Here is a 17,994-nt window from a genome sequence, read left to right on the forward strand (position 1 = left end):
GGTCAAGCCCGCTCCCACAAGTACTGCGCCGGCCCCAGGAACATCGCAATACCTGTGGGAGCGGGCTTGACCCGCGATGGGATGCAAGGCAGCCCCGCCTCAATCATCCCTCAACCCTGCGCTCGAATATCCAGGTGTCATGCACCCCATGCCACGGTGTATCGCGCACACCCTCCACCACCCGCACCACCTCGAACCCAAGCGCCCTGGCCAGCCCATGGCTGGCGCCGTTCACCGACGCTGCGGTCAGGCGCAGGGTGCCGAAATCCTGCGCCGCCAGCAGCGCGCCGATGCCTTCGCTCATCAACCCCTGCCCGCTGTACCCGACGTTGGCCCAGTACCCCAGCACATGCGCATGCTCGCCCGCAGGGTCCGGGTGCAGTCCCGCACAGCCAATCACCGCGGTCTGATCGGCCGTGAGAATGAAGTAACGCTTCTCGGCCGCCACCCGCGCGTGGTCCAGCAACGCCTGGCGCAGGTTGTTGCGCGTGTCCTGCAACGCCGGTGCGGCCTTGGCCCACGGCAAAAACGGCTGGTGCAGCACAAAGCTGTCGATCAACGCCTGGTTCACCCACGGCGCCAACGCCGCATCCGGCATCACCACCACCGTCCTGGGCGTACTCGCCACCACCTGCAACACCATGCCTGCACTCCCCTTGCTGTTCATCCTGATCCCGATGATTGTCACAAAAAATTTCACCGGTGCGACATTTTGTCTTTCATTGCCGCCTGAACAGGTTCAAAATAAAACTGTACCGTACAGTACTAAACATGAATCCACGCCCCCATGCCCGCGCAGCTGGGGTCGTGTCATGGACAAACAGGAATGAAAAACACAGATAACCCGGGGGCCCCTGCCCCTGCTTCAACTCGCCTTGCCTTTTACATCTTCGGTACCCTGCTCGGCCTCAGCGGCCTGGCCCTGGCGGTCGGCGGTGTGCGCCTGGCCACCCTCGGCGGCTCGTGGTACTACCTGCTGGCCGGCCTGGGCATGCTGCTGGCCGGTGTGCTCTATGCCCGGCGCAAGCCGCTGGGCGCCGGCCTGATGGCGCTGGTGTTCGGCGCCACCGTCATCTGGTCGCTGTGGGAAGTCGGCCTGCGCTTCTGGCCACTGGTGCCGCGCCTGGCGCCGTTCCTGGTGATCGGCCTGGTGGCGGCGGTGTTGCATCCGTACCTGGCCGGCGGCCGTCAGCGTGGCCTCAGCCATGCCTGCGCCGCCCTGTTCGGGCTGGCCCTGGTGGCCGGCGGCGCCTCGACCTTCGTGCCGCACGGGGTCATGCACGCCACCACCGAACCGGTGCTCGACACCCCGGCCACCACGGCCGGCGCCCCCCAGGACTGGCAGCACTACAGCAACGGCCCGCAGGGCACGCGCTTCACGCCGCTGGACCAGATCAACAAGGGCAACATCGACAAGCTCCAGGTGGCCTGGACCTACCGCACCGGCGAGATCGCCGAAGGCGCCTCCGAGTCGCAGAACACGCCGATCCAGATCGCCGACACGGTGTACACCTGCACCCCGTTGAGCAAGGTCATCGCGCTGGATGCCGACACCGGCAAGGAGCGCTGGACCTTCGACTCCAAGCCCGCCAACGACAAGACCTGGAACCGCTGCCGCGGCCTTGGCTACTACGAGCCGGCCAAGGTCCAGAAGCCGTTCCAGTTCGCTGACCTGGCACCCGCCCCACGCGCCACGGGTGGTGTGTGCGCCAAGCGCATCGTGCAGGTCACCATGGATGCACGGCTGATCGAGATCGACGCCGACACCGGCAAGCCGTGCGAAGACTTCGGCGACAAGGGCTCGGTCGACCTGACCCAGGGCCTGGGCCTGGTGGATGAAGGCGTGCCGTACTACGCCTACACCTCCGCGCCCACCGTGGCACGCAACCTGATCATCCTCGGCGGCTGGGTCTTCGATGGCCGCTCCACCGACGAACCGTCAGGCGTGGTGCGTGCCTTCAGCGCCGACACCGGCGAACTGGTGTGGGCGTGGGACCTGGGCAACCCGGCCATCACCAAGCTGCCACCGGAGGGCGAAACCTATACCCGCAGCACGCCGAACATGTGGTCTACCCCGGCGTTCGATGACGAACTGGGCCTGGTCTACCTGCCTACCGGCAACCAGCAGCCCGATTTCTGGGGTGGCGATCGCCCGGCGCTGACCGAGAAATACTCGTCTGCCGTGGTTGCCCTGGACATGGCCACCGGCCGCGAGCGCTGGACCTTCCAGACCGTGCACCACGACATCTGGGACTACGACGTGGCTGCCCAGCCGGCGCTGTACGACGTGCCGGACGGCAAGGGCGGCAAGATCCCCGCGCTGATCCAGCTGACCAAGCGCGGGCAGATCTTCCTGCTCGACCGTCGCACCGGCAAGCCGATTGCCGACGTGGTCGAAAAAACCGTGCCCCAGGCCCATGCCGAAGGCGACTGGGTAGCCAAGACCCAACCCTACTCGGTAGGCATGCCGGCGCTGGGCGCCGAACCGCTGACCGAACAGGACATGTGGGGCGCGACCTTCTTCGACCAGCTGATGTGCCGCATCAACTTCCGCGAACTCAACTACGAGGGTGAATTCACCGCACCGAGCACCCGCGACACCCTGATCTACCCGGGCTACTACGGTGGCTTCAACTGGGGCGGCGCGGCCATCGACGAGCGCAACGGCTACCTGTTCCTCAACGACATCCGCATCCCGCAGGTGGTCAAGCTGGTCAAGCGTGAAAACGTCGACCTGTCGCACCTCGAGTCCGGGCACGGCGTGGGCAGTACCTACCCGATGGACGGCACGCCGTTCGTGATCGACCACAAGGCCTTCAACTCGCCACTGGGTATCCCCTGCCAGAGCCCGCCATGGGGCGTGTTCGCCGCCATCGACCTGAAAACCCGCAAGCAGGTCTGGGAACGTCCGGCCGGTACGGTGCAGGACGCGGTGATCAATGGCGTGCGTGCCAACCTGCCGATCCCGCTGGGCATGCCCACCCTGGGCGGCGGCGTGAGCACCGGTGCCGGGCTGGTGTTCTATGCCGGTACCCAGGACTACTACCTGCGGGCACTGGACATCGCCACGGGCGAGGAAGTGTGGAAGGGTCGCCTGCCGGTCGGCGGCCAGGCCACACCGATGAGCTACGTGTCGCCGCGCTCGGGCCGTCAGTACGTGGTGGTGGTGGCCGGCGGTGCGCGCCAGTCTCCAGATCGCGGGGATTACGTGATAGCGTACGCGCTCCCTGACAAAGAGTAGCGCCCATGACCCCGTTGCACCGTGCCCCGACTTCCCCTACGAGCCGAAGTGTGGAGCGCAGGCGCAACCTGCTGGTGACCGCCAGCGAACTGTTTCTGGAGCACGGCTACGATGGCGTCAGCATGGACGCCATCGTCGCCGCGGCAGGCGGTTCCAAGGCCACCATCTACCGCTACTTCGGCAGCAAGAACGAGCTGCTGGTGGCGGTGGTGGAGTACCTGTGCGACGACTTCATCATCGACCTGCGCCAGCTGGACACCAGCACCGTGGGGCTGGCCGAGGGGCTGCGGCTGATCCTCGACCAGTTGGTGGCGGTGGTCACCAGCCCGCGGCACGTGGCGTTCTACCGCCTGGTGGTCAATGGCACGGCGCATGTGCCCGAAGTGGGCCAGACCTGGTACGAGCATGGCCCGCAGGTATGGCATTCGCTGATTCTGCGCTTGCTCGAAGGCCAGCGCGGGCAAGGGGCAGTGGCCGCGGATGCATCGCTGTCGGAACTGCCGCACGTGCTGTTCGATGCGCTGTTCTCGCACCTCACCACACGCACCGTGATGCTCGGGCAGCACTGCACGGCCGAAGCGTTCCGGCCGATGATCGATGAGCTGACCGGGTTGGTGCTCAGGCGTTTGCAGCAGAATTGAACACCGCGTCGCCGGCGATCGCGGGTCAAGCCCGCTCCCACAGGATCATCTGCCACCTGTGGGAGCGGGCTTGACCCGCGATAGGCCTTAACTCACCACGCGGTAGCACGGCTCATACGCCGCCCCACCCGGCAGCTTCATCCGATGCTGCTCCACGAACGCCTGCAACAGCTTGTCCAGTGGCTGCATGATCGCGGTATCGCCATGGATCTCGTATGGCCCATGCTCCTCGATCAGGCGAATGCCCTTGTCCTTCACGTTGCCCGCCACGATCCCGGAGAACGCCCGGCGCAGGTTCGCCGCCAGCTCGTGTGCCGGCAAGTCGCGGCTCAGCTGCAGGCTGGCCATGTTGGCGTGGGTCGGGTCGAACGGGCGCTGGAAGCCCTCTTCGATCTTCAGCATCCAGTTGAAGTGGAACGCATCGTTGCGCTCGCGGCGGAACTGCTTGACCTGCCTGAGCCCCTCGGTCATCTGCCGCGCCACCTGGGCCGGGTCGTCGATGATGATCTCGTACAGCGCATGGGCCGCCTCGCCCAGGGTGGCGCCGACAAAATCATGCAGCTGCTGCAGGTACGCCTCGGCGCTGCGCGGGCCGGTGAGGATCACCGGGAACGGCAGGTCGCGGTTTTCCGGGTGCATCAGGATGCCCAGCAGGTACAGGAACTCCTCGGCCGTGCCTGCGCCACCGGGGAAGATGATGATGCCGTGGCCCACGCGCACGAAGGCTTCCAGGCGCTTTTCGATGTCCGGCAGAATCACCAGCTCGTTGACGATCGGGTTCGGCGCCTCGGCGGCGATGATGCCCGGCTCGGTCAGGCCCAGGTAGCGACCGATGCTCATGCGCTGCTTGGCGTGGGCGATGGTGGCGCCCTTCATCGGCCCCTTCATCACGCCCGGGCCGCAGCCGGTGCAGATGTCCAGCTTGCGCAGGCCCAGCTCGTGGCCGACCTTCTTGGTGTACTGGTATTCCTCGGTGCTGATCGAGTGGCCGCCCCAGCACACCACCATCTTCGGCTCCACGCCCGGGCGCAGGGTGCGCGCGTTGCGCAGCAGCTGGAAGACGTAGTCGGTGATGCCCTGGGAGCTTTCCAGGTCGATGCCCATGCGGTCCAGTTCGCTTTCGGTGTAGACGATGTCGCGCAGGGCGCTGAACAGCATTTCGCGGGTGCTGGCGATCATTTCGCCATCGACGAAGGCGTCGGCCGGCGCGTTCAGCAGCTCAAGGCGCACGCCGCGGTCCTGCTGGTGGATACGGACTTCGAAGTCCTTGTAGGCGTCGAGAATGGTCTTGGCGTTGTCGACGTGGGCGCCGGTATTGAGGATGGCCAGGGCGCACTGGCGGAACAGGGTGTAGATGCTGCCGGAACCGGCTTCGCTCAGTTGCTGCACTTCACGTTGGGAGAGTGTCTCCAGGCTGCCTTTGGGGCTGACAGATGCGTTGATTACGTGTCTTGGGGTCATTCTGGATTCCATATGTACGACGCCAGCGAACGGCTGTGGCATCGGGGTATTAACGCCTGACGCAATGCTGCATACAGGTTTTATCAGGTGGCCGGTCGCAATGGCAAACGGTCTGCCTGAAAGAGTAGGCGCGATCCCCCGGCGATGCCTCAGATTCCGTGCGCCGCCCAGCACTGCGCCACCTGCTCGGGCTGCTGCGCCTCGACCCCGCGCAGATCCCTCGGGTAGGTGACCCCCGCCTGCTCCTCGAAGCGCGTGGCCACGAACTGCCCGTTGCTGGCGCGCAGCACCTGCCCCGTCACCTGGCACGCGTCCGACACCAGGTACACCACCCCCGGCACCACCCACTCGGGCTTGAGGTCATCCGGCTCGCCCTCCTCGCCCCACATGCGCGTGCGCGCCACCGGCGAAACCGCGTTGACCAGAATGCCGTGTGCGGCGCCCTCTTCGCTCAAGGCATTCATGATGCCCAGCTGCGCCATCTTGCCGGCGGCATAGGCTGCCAGCCCGGTTTGCGCGTAGCACGCATACATCGCCCGGTCGGAGGTCGTCAGCACCACCCGCGGCGCGGCGCTGGCCTTCAGGTGCGGCCAGGCGTGTTTGCACAGCCACAAGGGCGCCTGCACGTTGATCGCCAGGGCGCGCTCGACAAAGCCTGCATCCACCTGCTCGATCGGCTGGTACCCCACCCAGCCGGCGTTGTGGATCACCCCGTCGAGGCCGCCGAACTGCTCCACAGTGCGTGCCACCAGCGCCTCACAGGCCGATTCATCGGCCAGCTCGGCGCAGTGCCCGAGTACCTGGTGCCCCGCCGCCCGCAGGGCCTGGGCCGCCTGTTCGACCGGGCCTGGGTCGGTGCCGCAGCCGGCGCGGTCGGCGCCGCGGTCGGTAATGACCACCCGCGCGCCGCGTTCGGCCAGGGCCCTGGCGTAGGCAAGCCCCAGGCCGCGGGCGGCGCCGGTGACGAGAAAGGTGCGATGGGTGAAGTTCATGGGCGCTCTCCTGTAAAGTCGTCGAGCCTATCGAGCGCGCCGCGCAAAGTTGAATATTATCGAAGGCCGGTTCCGATACCCGTCAGATATCGCACCGCGCCAGGGACGCCGCCATGATCGAGACCCGCCTGTTACGCCAGTTCATCGTCGTTGCCGAAGAACTGCACATCCACCGCGCCGCCGAACGCCTGCACATGGCCCAGCCACCGCTGAGCCAGGCGATTGCGCGGCTGGAACAGAAGCTCGGTTGCACGCTGCTGGTCCGTCACTCGCGCGGGGTGTGCCTGACCGGCGCCGGCCAGGCCTTCGTCGAGACCGCGCGCGCCACCCTGAGCCTGCTGGACCAGGGCGCCGAACACGCCCGCGAGGTGGCCGACGGGGTCAGCGGGCACCTGCGCATCGGCAGCCTGGCACTGGCCGGCTACCCGCCCCTGCTCGAGGCCCTGCGCCGGTTTCGCGCGCAGTGGCCCAAGGTGCGCCTGAGCCTGCAGCAGCAACCCTCGGCGCAACTGGCCGAGGGCGTGCTGGGTGGTGAACTGGACGTGGCCTTCATGCGCCAGCTGCCGGGGCTGAGCGAGCGCCTGCACAGCCGGCTGATCCTCGACGAGCCGCTGCTGCTGGCGGTGCCTGCCGGGCACCGACTGGCCCACGGTGGCCCGGTGCACCTGGGCGAGGCCGCAGACGAAGACTTCGTGTTCACCCCGCCGGCCCTGGGCAGCGGCTTTCACCAGCAGATGCTGAGCCTGTGCGAACGCGCCGGCTTCACCCCGCGCATCAGCCAGCAGGCGGCGCAGATGCAGACACTGGTCAGCCTGGTGGGCTGCGGGTTCGGCGTGGCCCTGGTGCCGCAGGCGGCGGCGCGGGCCAACCGTCAGGACGGCGTGCACTTCTGTGCCCTGCACGACACCCCGCCGCTGGGCCTGTACATGGTGTGCCCGGGGGAGCAGAGCACCCCGCAGGCACGCCACTTCATGGACCTGTTCGCACCGGCTACAGGGCAATCCCCAGTGCCTGGCGCAACTGCGCGGCACGCGGCTCTGCTGCCGGGCTGACCAGCGCGTAGTTGTAGGCGCCCTGCGACCAGTAGCGGGCCTGCAACTCGCCGTCCACCCGCTCGCCACTGGGCATGCGCGCATAGTGCTCGCCGGGCGAGCGCAGGAACAGGCTGACCCGCTCGCCGCTGGCATCCTGGAACAGCAGCAGCGCCGCCGGCCCCTGCTCGTTGCTGAGCAACCGCGCGCCCACCGGCGTGAAGCCATAGGCCGAGAGGTCCGGCAACTGCCCTGCCTGGGCAAAGTGCTCGCCCAGCCAGGCCTGCAATTGCCCCGGCCGCTGCACGTTCAGGTCCAATGTGCCCGACTGGGCAAACAGGCGGTGCGCCTGCACGGCATCGGCCATCGGTGCGAGGCCCGCCTGCAGGCTCGACTCGCGCGCCTGCCAGCCGCCCAGGCCACCGATGCCCAGTGCCACCAGCAGCATCGCCGCGCTGGCCCATTGGCGGCGATGGCGCTGGCGCACGGCGCGGCGCACGGCTGCCGGGTCGAGCCGCGGGTTCGCGGGCTGCTCGGCCAGCCCGGCCAGGGCGGTGCGCAGCAGGCGTGCATCGGCGCGCCAGCCCTCGACCCGCGCCGCCTGCTCGGGGTGGGCTGCCAGGTACAGTTCCACCTCGCGGCGGCGCGCCGCCTCGAGGCGTTCGTCGACATAGGCGTGCAACTCGTCTTCGGACGGGATCAGCCGGCTCATTTCAACCTCCGCAATGCCGGGGGCGGCGTATTGCCCTCGGCCAGTTCTCGCATTGCCGCACGCGCCCGCGACAGGCGCGACATCACCGTGCCGATGGGCACGTCCAGGGCCTGGGCGGCCTCCTTGTAGCTCAGGCCCTCGACACTCACCAGCAGCAACAGCGCCCGTTGCTCGGTGGGCAGGCGCGCGAATGCGGCCAGGCCCGACTCGGCGAGCACGATATCCTCGGTGCTGCTGCCCACCGCCTCGTCGCGCCCGAACCACGCCAGCCAACGGGCATGCCGGCGCTCGCGGCGCTTGGCGTCGATGAACAGCCGGTACAGGATCGCGAACAGCCAGGCGCGCAGGCTGTCATCGCCACGCTGCTGGCCGCGCCGGCTCAGGGCGCGCTCCACCGTGGCCTGCACCAGGTCGTCGGCGCTGCTGGCCTCGCGGGTCAGCCACAAGGCAAAGCGGCGCAGGCGCTGGAGCATGTCGCGCAACTGGTCGTCATCAAGATCGTTCATGGTCGGGGTTCTGGGCGGCTGGCAGTCAGTGTACGAGGCAGACGCTCGCCGCCGAAATTTATTCCCGCCGGCGTGGAATAAAACCTGGTGCGGTGCGTCGTACCGGCTCATTCACTGACCGGATCGCCGCCATGAGCACTCCGTTAAACGGTCGCGCCCGCACCCTGCGCCTGGCCGTCATCGGCCTGGGTATCGCCGCCCTGGGCGCAAGCTTTGCCTACGCTGCCGGCTGGATCGGCCCGCAGCGCCTGACCCCGCAACGTATCATCGACACCTTCGAGGCCCAGGCCGGGCACTACCCCGGCTATCGAAAGAATCACGCCAAGGGCCTGTGCGTGAGCGGCTATTTCGACAGCAGCGGCCAGGCTGCCAGCTGGTCGCGGGCCCGGGTGTTCAGCCAATCCAGAGTGCCGGTGATCGGACGTTTCGCCATCGGCGGCGCCAACCCGTTCAGCGCCGACGCCAGTGTCGCCACCCGCAGCCTGGCGCTGCAGTTCAGCAGCGACGACGGTCAGCGCTGGCGTACCGGCATGAACACCCCGCCAGTGCTGGCCGTCAGCGATGCCGCAGGGTTCTACGAACAGGTGCTGGCCTCGACGCCCGACCCGGCCACCGGCAAGCCGGACCCGGCGGCCCTGCAGGCGTTTTTCGCCAGGCATCCCGAAAGCGCCGCCTTCCGCCAGTGGGCCAGGGACTACAAGCCCTCCGACAGCTTTGCCAGCTCGGCCTTCAACAGCATCAACGCGTTTCGCCTGGTGGATGCGGCGGGCAAGGTGCAGTACGTGCGCTGGAGCCTGCAGCCGCACAGCGACTTCGCCCCGTTGCCAGCCCAGGTCGACGACAGGAACTTCCTTCAGCACGACCTGCAGCAACGCCTGGCCAAGGGCCCGCTGCGCTGGACCCTGCGCCTGACCCTGGCCGGCGCCGACGACCCGGTGGACGACCCCGCGCGCCCCTGGCCCGTCACCCGCCAGCAGGTCGATGCCGGCACCCTGGTGATCGACCACGTCGATGCGCCCGAGCAGGGCGAATGCCGTGACCTGAACTTCGACCCGCTGATACTGCCCGACGGCATCCAGGCCTCGGCCGACCCGATCCTGGCCGCCCGCTCGGCCGCCTATGCCGAATCCTTCAACCGGCGCAGCCGCGAAACCGCCCTGGGGGCCCACCCATGAACCTGCACCCGTCCACCCGCTTCCACCCGTTGGCGCGCCTGCTGCACTGGCTGATGGCCGTGTTGATCCTGGCGATGCTGTTTGTCGGCGTGAGCATGGTCACCGACCTCTCGCCCCGCCACCCCTGGCTGGTCAGCCTGCACAAGGCCATCGGCCTGGCCCTGCTGGTGCTGGTGGTGCTGCGCATCGCCACACGCCTGCGTTACGCCACCCCGCCCCTGCCCAGCGACCTGCCACGCCTGCAGCAGTGGGCCGCCAAGGCTTCGCACCTGCTGCTGTACGGGTTGATGCTGGGCATGCCGCTGATCGGCTGGGGCATGCAATCGGCCGGTGGCTACCCGCTGCCGTGGCAACTGCCGGCCATCGCGCCCCACGACCTGCGCCTGTACGCCCTGCTGCGCGCCCTGCACGGCTGGCTGGCGTACCTGCTGTTTGCCACGGTGCTGGTGCATATCGCCGCCGCACTGGTGCACGGTTTTGTCCGCCGCGATAGCGTGTTGCGCAGCATGTGGCCGGGGCGCTGAGCGCGCCGGCGCAGCAACAGGCAACCTACCTGGCAACGGGCATAACGTTAACACGTTAACTTTTTTCGCTCGCAAGCCTGCAAAGGCTTTCGGGGCAAAAAGATAATATGTTAATTATATGCCCGCACCGCAGCAGCGGCTGCCGCCAGAACAACAACAAAAGGTAGATTGCATGTCGTTTTCCCGCCGTCCCCTGACGGCCAGCGCCGGCCTGTGCGCCGCGCTTGCGCCGTTGCTTGTGCAGGCCGATTTCATCCAGGACAGCAAGGCCAGCCTGGAGGCCCGCAACTTCTATTTCAGCCGCGACTTTCGCCAGCACGCCGCGCCCCAGAGCCAGGCGCGGGAGTGGGCCCAGGGCTTCATCCTGCGCATGGAATCGGGTTACACCGAAGGCACCCTGGGCGTTGGCCTGGATGCGCTGGGCGAGCTGGGCCTGAAGCTCGACTCCAGCAAGGCGCACCGGGGCACCGGCCTGCTGCCGTTCGGCGCCAGCCAGGAGCCGGCGCACGACTACAGCGAACTGGGCCTGACCGCCAAGCTGCGCCTGGGCAAGAGCGTGCTCAAGCTCGGCACCTTGCAGCCCACCTTGCCGGTTGCCTCGATCAACGACGTGCGCCTGCTGCCCTCGACCTACAACGGCAGCCTGCTGACCTCGCAGGACATCGACGGCCTGACCCTGAACGTGGGCCGCCTGGAAAAACAGAACCTGCGCGACTCCTCGAGCAACGACCAGATGAGCTATGCCGGTGTCCAGAGCAGCCACCTGGACCTGGCAGGCGGCACCTACGCGCTGCGCCCCAACCTGGCGCTGAGCTACTACTACGCGCAGATGCACGACCTCTACCGCCAGCAGTACGCCGGGCTGGTGCATGACCTGTCGCTGGCCGAAGGCGTGAGCCTGCGCAGCGACCTGCGCTACTTCGACACCCGCGAACAAGGCAACGCCAACCTGCGTTCCGCTGCGCGGGTGGACGGCGGGCGCATCGACAACCGCTTCTTCAACGGCATGCTGACCCTGGGCGTGGGCGCGCACAAATTCGGCCTGGGCTACCAGAACCTCTCGGGGGACGGCGACTTCGCCTACCCGGGGCTGGACCCGTACTCGGTCAACCTGGTGACGGTGAATGTGTTCACCAAGGCCGAAACCGATGCGTGGCAGGCGCGCTACGACTACAACTTCGCCGCGCTGGGGCTGCCGGGGCTGAGCTTCATGACCCGCTATGTGAATGGCAACCATATCCAGACCGCGACGGTGAGCGGCGGCAAGGAATGGGAGCGCGATACCGACATCGCCTATGTGGTGCAGAGCGGGCCGCTGAAGAACGTGAGCGTGCGATTGCGCAATGCGACGTTCCGTTCCAGTGGCGGGTTGACCAGCGATATCGACGAGAACCGCTTGATCGTGGGGTATACGCTGGCGTTGTGGTAATCGCCAAGGGGCCGCGTGGCGGCCCTTTCGCGGGGGCAAGCCCGCCCACAGCCAAACCGCTGCCTTGCAGGACGGTGCAGACCCCGTGGGAGCGGGCTTGACCCGCGATGCGTCCAGCGCTATTTCACCTGCCCTCTTCCTAACATTCTTGGGAATGCTTATCATCTGCATCCTTTTTCCCCGGAAGTCGCCAGGATGAGCGCCCCCACCTCACCCGCCAACGCCGAAGTCGGCCAGCTCTACCAGCACCATCACCTGTGGTTGCAGCACTGGCTGCGCCGGCGCCTGAGCTGCCCGCAGCGCGCCGCCGACCTGATGCAGGACACCTTCGTGCGCATCCTCGCCTCGTCCGAGTCGCTGGAGCTGGTGCGCCTGCTGCGCGAGCCGCGCAGCTACCTGGCGACCGTGGCGCGGCGGGTGATGATCGACCACTTCCGGCGCCAGAAGCTTGAACAGGCCTACCTCGAGGCCCTGGCCGCCCAGCCGGTGTACGAGGAGATCTCGCTGGAAGAGCGCCTGCTGATTCTCGAGACCCTGCGCGAAGTCGACCGCCTGCTGGCCGGGTGCGGCGCCAAGGCGCGCCAGGCGTTCCTGATGGCCAACTGGCTGGGCATGACCTATGGCGAAATCGCCACGGCGCTGGGCGTTTCGCTCAGTTCGGTGAAGAAGTACATGTACAAGACCACCGAGCGCTGCCTGCTGCTCGCCTTCGACGAGCAGCCATGAGCAACGACCGCGAAGCGCAGCGCCAGGCGCTCAAGGAAGCCGCCCGCTGGCATGTGCAGCGCATGGCCGGCGATGCCAGCCCCGGCCTGGAACGGGCCTGGCGGGCATGGTTGGACAGTGCCCCGCAGAACGGCTGGGCCTGGGCCCGGGTCGAGCAGTTGCATGGGCAACTGGCCAGTGTGCCGGGTGGGCTGGCGTTCGATGCCTTCAAGCGTGCCGAAGCCCAGGGCCTGACCCGCCGCGGCGTGGTCAAGGGGCTGCTGCTGGCGACCGGGCTGGGGCTGGGTGGCTGGGCCAGCTACCGCAGTACTCCGGCGCAGGCGTTGCTGGCGGACGTGCACAGTGGCACGGGTGAAATTCGCAGCGTCACCCTGGCCGACGGTAGCCAGCTGGTGCTCGATACGGCGTCGGCGGTGAACATCCGCTTCGACAGCCGGCAACGGCTGATTCAGCTGGTGCGCGGGCGCATCCTGCTTACCAGTGGCAAGGATGTGCAGCAGCGGCCGTTGCGGGTGCAGACCGCGCAGGGCGTGGTGCAGGCGTTGGGCACGCGCTTCAGCGTGGCGCAGCAGGCCGGGCGCAGCGAGGTCGAGGTGTTCGAGCATGCGGTGCGGGTCAGCCCCTTGCTGGGGGAGGCGCAGCGCCTGGAGAGCGGGCAGGCGTGCGGGTTCAGTGATCAGCGGGTGGATAGCCCGCAGCTGGCGTCGGCGGCCCAGGCGGCGTGGAGCCTGGGGCAACTGGTGGTGGAGAACTGGCGGCTGGGTGATCTGCTCGACGAGCTGGGGCGGTACCGGCCGGGGTTGCTGACCTATGCGCCGCAGCTGGCAGAGCAGCGTGTGTCGGGCAACTTCTCGTTGACCGACAGTGATGCGGCGCTGTCGGCGCTGGCGCGCTCGTTCGATTTGCGAATCGAGCGGCATGGTCGGTACTGGGTGCGGGTGATGTAGGCGCCGGCCTTGTCTGGCCGGCTCTTGACCTGCACAGCGCAGTGTTTGATGCAGCAAAAAAAATTCCTCATCCCGCGGTACCTTTTCTCATTCTCATCCGCCTTGTCTGAAACACCCCCTTTCGCGCATCCCTTCTGCATCCGACGAGGCCCCCATGTCACCCCGTTCCCCCCGCCTGCTCCCCGCCCACCTGCTGGCCGCCGCCATGGCCGCCAGCGTGCTGCCAGCCCCCTCGGCGATGGCCGATGAAGTCAGCAGCAGCCGCACGGCCTACAACATTCCCGCCGGTTCGCTGGCCAGCGTGCTCGGTGCCTTCGCCGCCGCCAGCAGCCTCAACCTGTCTTACGACGCCGCCCTCACCCGCGGCAAGCAGAGCCCCGGCCTGCAAGGCCAGTACGCCACCCTCGACGGCCTCGGCCGCATCCTGGCCGGCAGCGGGCTGCAAGCCTTCCCACAAGGCGACGGCAGCTACTCGTTGCGCCCGGCCCCCAGCAGCAACGGCGCCCTGGAACTGGGCGCCACCAACGTCGACGGCACCCGCACCAGCAGCACCGGCGACAGCACCGACAGCTACACCGTGCGCAGCGTCAGCATCGGCAAGGGTCAGCATTCGCTGCGCGAAACCCCGCAGTCGGTCACGGTCATCACGCGCAAGATGATGGACGAACAGAACCTCACCAGCCTCGAACAGGTGATGGAGAAAACCCCCGGCATCACCGTTCACGACTCGCCCATGGGCGGCAAGTACTTCTACTCGCGCGGCTTCATGATCGCCGGCCAGTACCAGTACGACGGCGTACCGCTGGATGTGGGCGGCAACTACGTGCAGGCCAACAGCTTCTCCAGCGACATGGCCTATTACGACCGCGTCGAGATCATGCGCGGCGCGGCCGGCATGATGAAAGGCGCCGGCAGCTCGGCCGGCGGGGTCAACTTCATTCGCAAGCGCGGCCAGGACAAGGCCGCCACCCACGTAACGCTGTCGGCCGGCACCTGGGACAACTACCGCGCCCAGGTCGACACCGGCGGCCCGCTCAACGACGCCGGCACCCTGCGCGGGCGCGCCGTGGTCGCCCAGCAGGACCGCAAGTACTTCTACGACATCGGCGAGCGCGAAGACCAGGTGGTGTACGGCGCACTGGACTACGACCTGAACGAGGACACCACCCTGGGCCTGGGCCTGGCCTACGAAAAGCTCGACGCCAAGCCCTGCTGGCAGGGCCTGCCGCGCTACAGCGACGGCAGCGACCTGAAGCTGTCGCGCTCCACCTGCCTGGGCGCGTCGTGGAACCACTGGGACAGCGAGCGAACCAGCCTGTTCGCCGACCTCACCCACCGTTTCAACGCAGACTGGGCGCTCAAGGTCGCCTCGATGTACACCCACAACGACCAGAACATGCAATACGCCATGGGCGAAGGCACCGTGCCGGTGGGCAGTACCCAGGGCGCCTCGAAGCTGTACTCCGGGCTGTTCGACTACGACCAGGACGACTACGGCTTCGACGCCAACCTGGACGGCCATTTCCAGGCCTGGGGCCTGGAGCACGAGATCATCGTCGGCGCCAACGCCAGCCGCTCCAAGGGCCGCGACCGCTACGAACTGATCAACCTGACCGAGCTGTACGGCGTCACCCAGAACCCGTTCAACCCCAACCCGCACATCCCCAAGCCGGGTGACTCGGTCTACGAGAAGGAGTCCTACCGCGGCGGGCCGATTCCGGTGACCTCCGACACCCGTCAGTTCGGCACCTACGCCACCCTGCGCCTGAAGCTGGCCGAGCCCCTCACCGCTGTACTCGGCAGCCGCGTCAGCTGGTACCGCAACAGCAGCGACAGCTACACCCAGGCCTGGGACTACTGGCAGCGCAACCGCAGCCAGGAAAACGGCCAGGTGACGCCGTTCGCCGCGTTGATCTACGACCTGGACGACACCTGGTCGGTGTACGCCAGCTACGCCGACATCTTCCAGCCGCAAAGCACCTACACCAAGGCCGACGGCAGTTCGCTCAAGCCCAAGACCGGTGCCAGCTATGAGGTGGGGGTCAAGGCCGAGTGGTACCAGGGTCGCCTCAATGGCGCCTTCAACCTGTTCCGCAACACCGAGCAGGGTCGCGCCGAGGCTGACTACAACACGGTATGCGGCGGGTCGTCCGACGGTTTCTGCTACACCGACAGCGGCAAGGTGCGCGCCCAGGGCTTCGAGGCCGAGCTGAGCGGTGAACTGATCGAGCGCCTGCAGGTGCTGGCAGGCTACACCTACACCCAGGTCGAATACCTCAAGCGCATCGACGACACCCGCCAGGACGCCACCTTCACCGCCAGCTACGTGCCCAGGCACATGGCGCGGGTGTGGACCAACTACGACCTGGACGGCGCCCTGCAGCGCTGGAGCGTGGGCGGCGGGGTCAGCGCGCAGAGTGCCAACCACTTCGTGGACCGCAACACCAAGATGGTGCAGCCCGGCTACGCCCTGTGGAGCGCCCGCATCGGCTATCGCCTGGATGACAACTGGAGCCTGGCCCTCAACGGCAACAACCTGTTCGACAAGCACTACTACAGCAGCGTCGGCGCCGCTGGCTGGGGCAACTTCTATGGCGAGCCGCGCAATCTGATGGTGACCCTGCAAGGCGACTTCTAACCCACAGCAACAAGGCTGAAGTCAATTAAATGATTATTACTATCGTTTACAGGCTTTAGCCTTGGGGACAGCTGCGGCACAATGGCCGCCCTGCTCCTCTGCCTTGGATAGCCATGAACACCGCCCAGCAACCCCCGCTGCTCAAAACCCCCGCCTTCGACCTGCGTCCGCTGATGGTGGTCAACATGGCCTGCACCATGGCGATGATGGCCTTCGTCGCCCTGATCGGCCCCATCGCCCGCGTGCTGGGCCTGGCAGCCTGGCAGGCGGGGGCGGCGGTCACGGTAGCCGGGGTGGTGTGGATGCTGCTGGCGCGCCCCTGGGGCCGGGCCAGCGACCGCTTCGGTCGCCGCCGGGTGCTGCTGGTGGGCACCGCGGGGTTCACCCTGGCCTATTGGGCCCTGTGCCTGTTCATCGATGGCGCGCTGCGCTACCTGCCGGCCACCTCCCTGGCCTTTGCCGCACTGGTGATCGGCCGCGGCCTGATCGGTGCGTTCTATGCCGCCCTGCCGGTCGGCTGCGCCGCGCTGATTGCCGACAACATGCAACCGCAACAGCGCGCCCGCGCCATGGCCTCGCTGGGTGCGGCGAACGCCGTGGGCCTGGTGATGGGCCCGGCACTGGCCGCGCTGCTGGCGCGCCACAGCCTGAGCCTGCCGTTCTATGCGATGTCGGTGCTGCCACTGCTGGCATTGCTGGTACTGCAGTTCAAGCTCAAGGGTCAGGAGCTGCACCTGAGGCAACCGCCCCGCCCCGTCAGCCTGACCGACCCGCGCCTGCTTCGCCCGCTCACGGTGGCCTTCGTGGCGATGCTGTGCGTGTCGCTGGCGCAGATCACCGTAGGCTTCTTTGCCCTTGACAGCCTGGGCCTGGCGCCTGCCGATGCCGCCCAGGCGGCGGGCATTGCCCTGACCATGGTGGGTGCGGCGCTGATCTTCTCGCAGGTGCTGGTGAGCAAGCTGCAATGGCCGCCGCTGCGCATGATCCGCGTGGGCGGCTGCATCAGTGCGCTGGGTTTTGCCAGCGGCGCCCTGGCCGACAGCGTGGGCATGCTGTGGGCGTGCTACTTCGTCGCTGCGGCCGGCATGGGCTGGGTGTTCCCGGCGTTCCAGGCGCTGGCGGCGAACGCGGTGGATGCCGGTGAACAGGGCGCGACCGCAGGCTCTGTGGGCGCGGCACAGGCCCTGGGCACGGTGATCGGGCCGCTGGCCGGCACCCTGATCTACGCCCTGGACCCGCGCCTGCCGTACCTGATGGCCGCCTTGCTGCTGCTGTTGATCGCCTTGTGGCCGGTGCCTGCACGCCAGTAGGCGGGTTCGGCGACGGAATGTGTTTTAATGCGTCGCCCATTATTTTTGACATCAAGGCGGCTATGGACACGGGGACACGACTCAAACTGGTACGTGAACGCACCAAGCTCTCGCAACGGGAGCTGGCCAGGCGCAGCGGCCTGACCAACTCGACGATTTCACAGATCGAGCAGAACCGCGTCAGCCCATCGGTGAGCTCGTTGAAAAAGCTGCTGGAAGGCATCCCGATGTCGTTGGCGGAGTTCTTCAGTTTCGACGAACCGCCGCGCGAAGAACGCTTCGTGTTCCGCGCCAACGAGCAGCCCGACCTGGGCAGTGGTGGCTTGCGCATGCTGCTGGTCGGCGCCAGTGTCGAAGGTCGGCAGATGCGCATGCTGCGCGAGCTGTATGCGCCGGGCGCCGACTCCGGCGAAGAGCCGATCGTGCACACCGAGGGCGAGGAATGCGGCCTGGTGACCCGTGGCACCATCGAGTTGCGGGTAGACGGCCAGGTCAGCGTGCTGAACTCCGGCGACGGCTACTACTTCCCCACCACCCTGCCCCACAGCTTCAAGAACATCGGCCAGGACGAAGCCGAGATCATCAGCGCCAACACCCCGGCGAACTTCTGATGAGCATCGCTGCAAGCGGCAAGCTGGCTCGGCCTCGCTTGCCGCTTGCC

Annotated in this window: 16 protein-coding genes; 11 read left to right on the top strand and 5 right to left on the bottom strand. The window is 67.3% G+C overall.

Annotated features, from left to right (window positions below):
- Positions 1-103 precede the first annotated feature (103 nt).
- On the bottom strand, positions 104-667 hold the full coding sequence (locus QMX96_RS13690; protein ID WP_282361908.1) for a GNAT family protein: 564 nt from the start codon (positions 665-667) through the stop codon (positions 104-106).
- A gap of 159 nt (positions 668-826) precedes the next feature.
- Here QMX96_RS13690 and QMX96_RS13695 point away from each other — a divergent pair, with 159 nt between their 5' ends.
- On the top strand, positions 827-3,241 hold the full coding sequence (locus QMX96_RS13695) for a membrane-bound PQQ-dependent dehydrogenase, glucose/quinate/shikimate family (RefSeq protein ID WP_282361909.1): 2,415 nt from the start codon (positions 827-829) through the stop codon (positions 3,239-3,241).
- Between the two features lie 5 nt (positions 3,242-3,246).
- On the top strand, positions 3,247-3,882 hold the full coding sequence (locus QMX96_RS13700; protein WP_043860909.1) for a TetR/AcrR family transcriptional regulator: 636 nt from the start codon (positions 3,247-3,249) through the stop codon (positions 3,880-3,882).
- A gap of 87 nt (positions 3,883-3,969) precedes the next feature.
- Here QMX96_RS13700 and ppnN read toward each other — a convergent pair whose 3' ends face one another.
- Together ppnN and QMX96_RS13710 are read right to left on the bottom strand one after the other, a co-directional pair.
- A complete protein-coding gene (gene ppnN, locus QMX96_RS13705; RefSeq protein ID WP_043860910.1) occupies positions 3,970-5,343 on the bottom strand; it encodes a nucleotide 5'-monophosphate nucleosidase PpnN in 1,374 nt (457 codons plus the stop codon).
- Between the two features lie 149 nt (positions 5,344-5,492).
- Complete coding sequence (locus QMX96_RS13710) at positions 5,493-6,335, bottom strand: SDR family oxidoreductase (RefSeq protein ID WP_043860911.1); 843 nt, start codon at positions 6,333-6,335, stop codon at positions 5,493-5,495.
- Positions 6,336-6,448: 113 nt separating this feature from the next.
- On the opposite strand from QMX96_RS13710, the gene QMX96_RS13715 reads away from it, so the two are divergent.
- Positions 6,449-7,387: a LysR substrate-binding domain-containing protein gene (locus QMX96_RS13715; protein ID WP_043860912.1), complete on the top strand. Its 939-nt coding sequence runs from the start codon at positions 6,449-6,451 to the stop codon at positions 7,385-7,387.
- Here the strand turns inward: QMX96_RS13715 and QMX96_RS13720 are convergent.
- Positions 7,326-8,078 carry an anti-sigma factor gene (locus QMX96_RS13720; protein ID WP_054915133.1) on the bottom strand — a complete coding sequence of 251 codons (753 nt, stop codon included), beginning with the start codon at positions 8,076-8,078 and terminating at the stop codon, positions 7,326-7,328. The genes QMX96_RS13715 and QMX96_RS13720 overlap by 62 nt on opposite strands.
- On the bottom strand, positions 8,075-8,584 hold the full coding sequence (locus QMX96_RS13725; protein WP_043860914.1) for a sigma-70 family RNA polymerase sigma factor: 510 nt from the start codon (positions 8,582-8,584) through the stop codon (positions 8,075-8,077). Before QMX96_RS13725 ends, QMX96_RS13720 begins: the two co-directional genes overlap by 4 nt.
- Positions 8,585-8,715: 131 nt before the next feature.
- Between QMX96_RS13725 and QMX96_RS13730 the strand changes: the two genes are divergently transcribed.
- From QMX96_RS13730 to QMX96_RS13765, 8 genes are all read left to right on the top strand, one after another.
- Complete coding sequence (locus QMX96_RS13730) at positions 8,716-9,759, top strand: catalase family peroxidase (protein WP_054915135.1); 1,044 nt, start codon at positions 8,716-8,718, stop codon at positions 9,757-9,759.
- Entirely contained in the window at positions 9,756-10,283 is a 528-nt protein-coding gene (locus tag QMX96_RS13735) for a cytochrome b (RefSeq protein ID WP_282361911.1), read from the top strand. The genes QMX96_RS13730 and QMX96_RS13735 overlap by 4 nt, the downstream gene beginning before the upstream one ends.
- A 172-nt stretch (positions 10,284-10,455) precedes the next feature.
- The gene (locus QMX96_RS13740) at positions 10,456-11,712 is read left to right on the top strand and encodes an OprD family porin (RefSeq protein WP_254998821.1); all 1,257 of its coding nucleotides are present in this window, start codon (positions 10,456-10,458) and stop codon (positions 11,710-11,712) included.
- Between the two features lie 195 nt (positions 11,713-11,907).
- Positions 11,908-12,438 (top strand): sigma-70 family RNA polymerase sigma factor, encoded by a 531-nt coding sequence (locus QMX96_RS13745; RefSeq protein ID WP_054915138.1) that lies wholly within the window; start codon positions 11,908-11,910, stop codon positions 12,436-12,438.
- Complete coding sequence (locus tag QMX96_RS13750) at positions 12,435-13,385, top strand: FecR domain-containing protein (RefSeq protein ID WP_058541246.1); 951 nt, start codon at positions 12,435-12,437, stop codon at positions 13,383-13,385. Before QMX96_RS13745 ends, QMX96_RS13750 begins: the two co-directional genes overlap by 4 nt.
- 205 nt (positions 13,386-13,590) lie before the next feature.
- Complete coding sequence (locus QMX96_RS13755; RefSeq protein WP_231390641.1) at positions 13,591-16,023, top strand: TonB-dependent siderophore receptor; 2,433 nt, start codon at positions 13,591-13,593, stop codon at positions 16,021-16,023.
- A 113-nt stretch (positions 16,024-16,136) separates the two neighbouring features.
- Positions 16,137-17,333: an MFS transporter gene (locus QMX96_RS13760; RefSeq protein ID WP_282361912.1), complete on the top strand. Its 1,197-nt coding sequence runs from the start codon at positions 16,137-16,139 to the stop codon at positions 17,331-17,333.
- A gap of 62 nt (positions 17,334-17,395) precedes the next feature.
- Entirely contained in the window at positions 17,396-17,944 is a 549-nt protein-coding gene (locus QMX96_RS13765; RefSeq protein ID WP_043859772.1) for a cupin domain-containing protein, read from the top strand.
- The last annotated feature ends 50 nt before the right edge of the window (positions 17,945-17,994 follow it).

The organism is Pseudomonas sp. PS01300 (assembly GCF_029960155.1).
Taxonomy (GTDB): domain Bacteria; phylum Pseudomonadota; class Gammaproteobacteria; order Pseudomonadales; family Pseudomonadaceae; genus Aquipseudomonas; species Aquipseudomonas palmensis.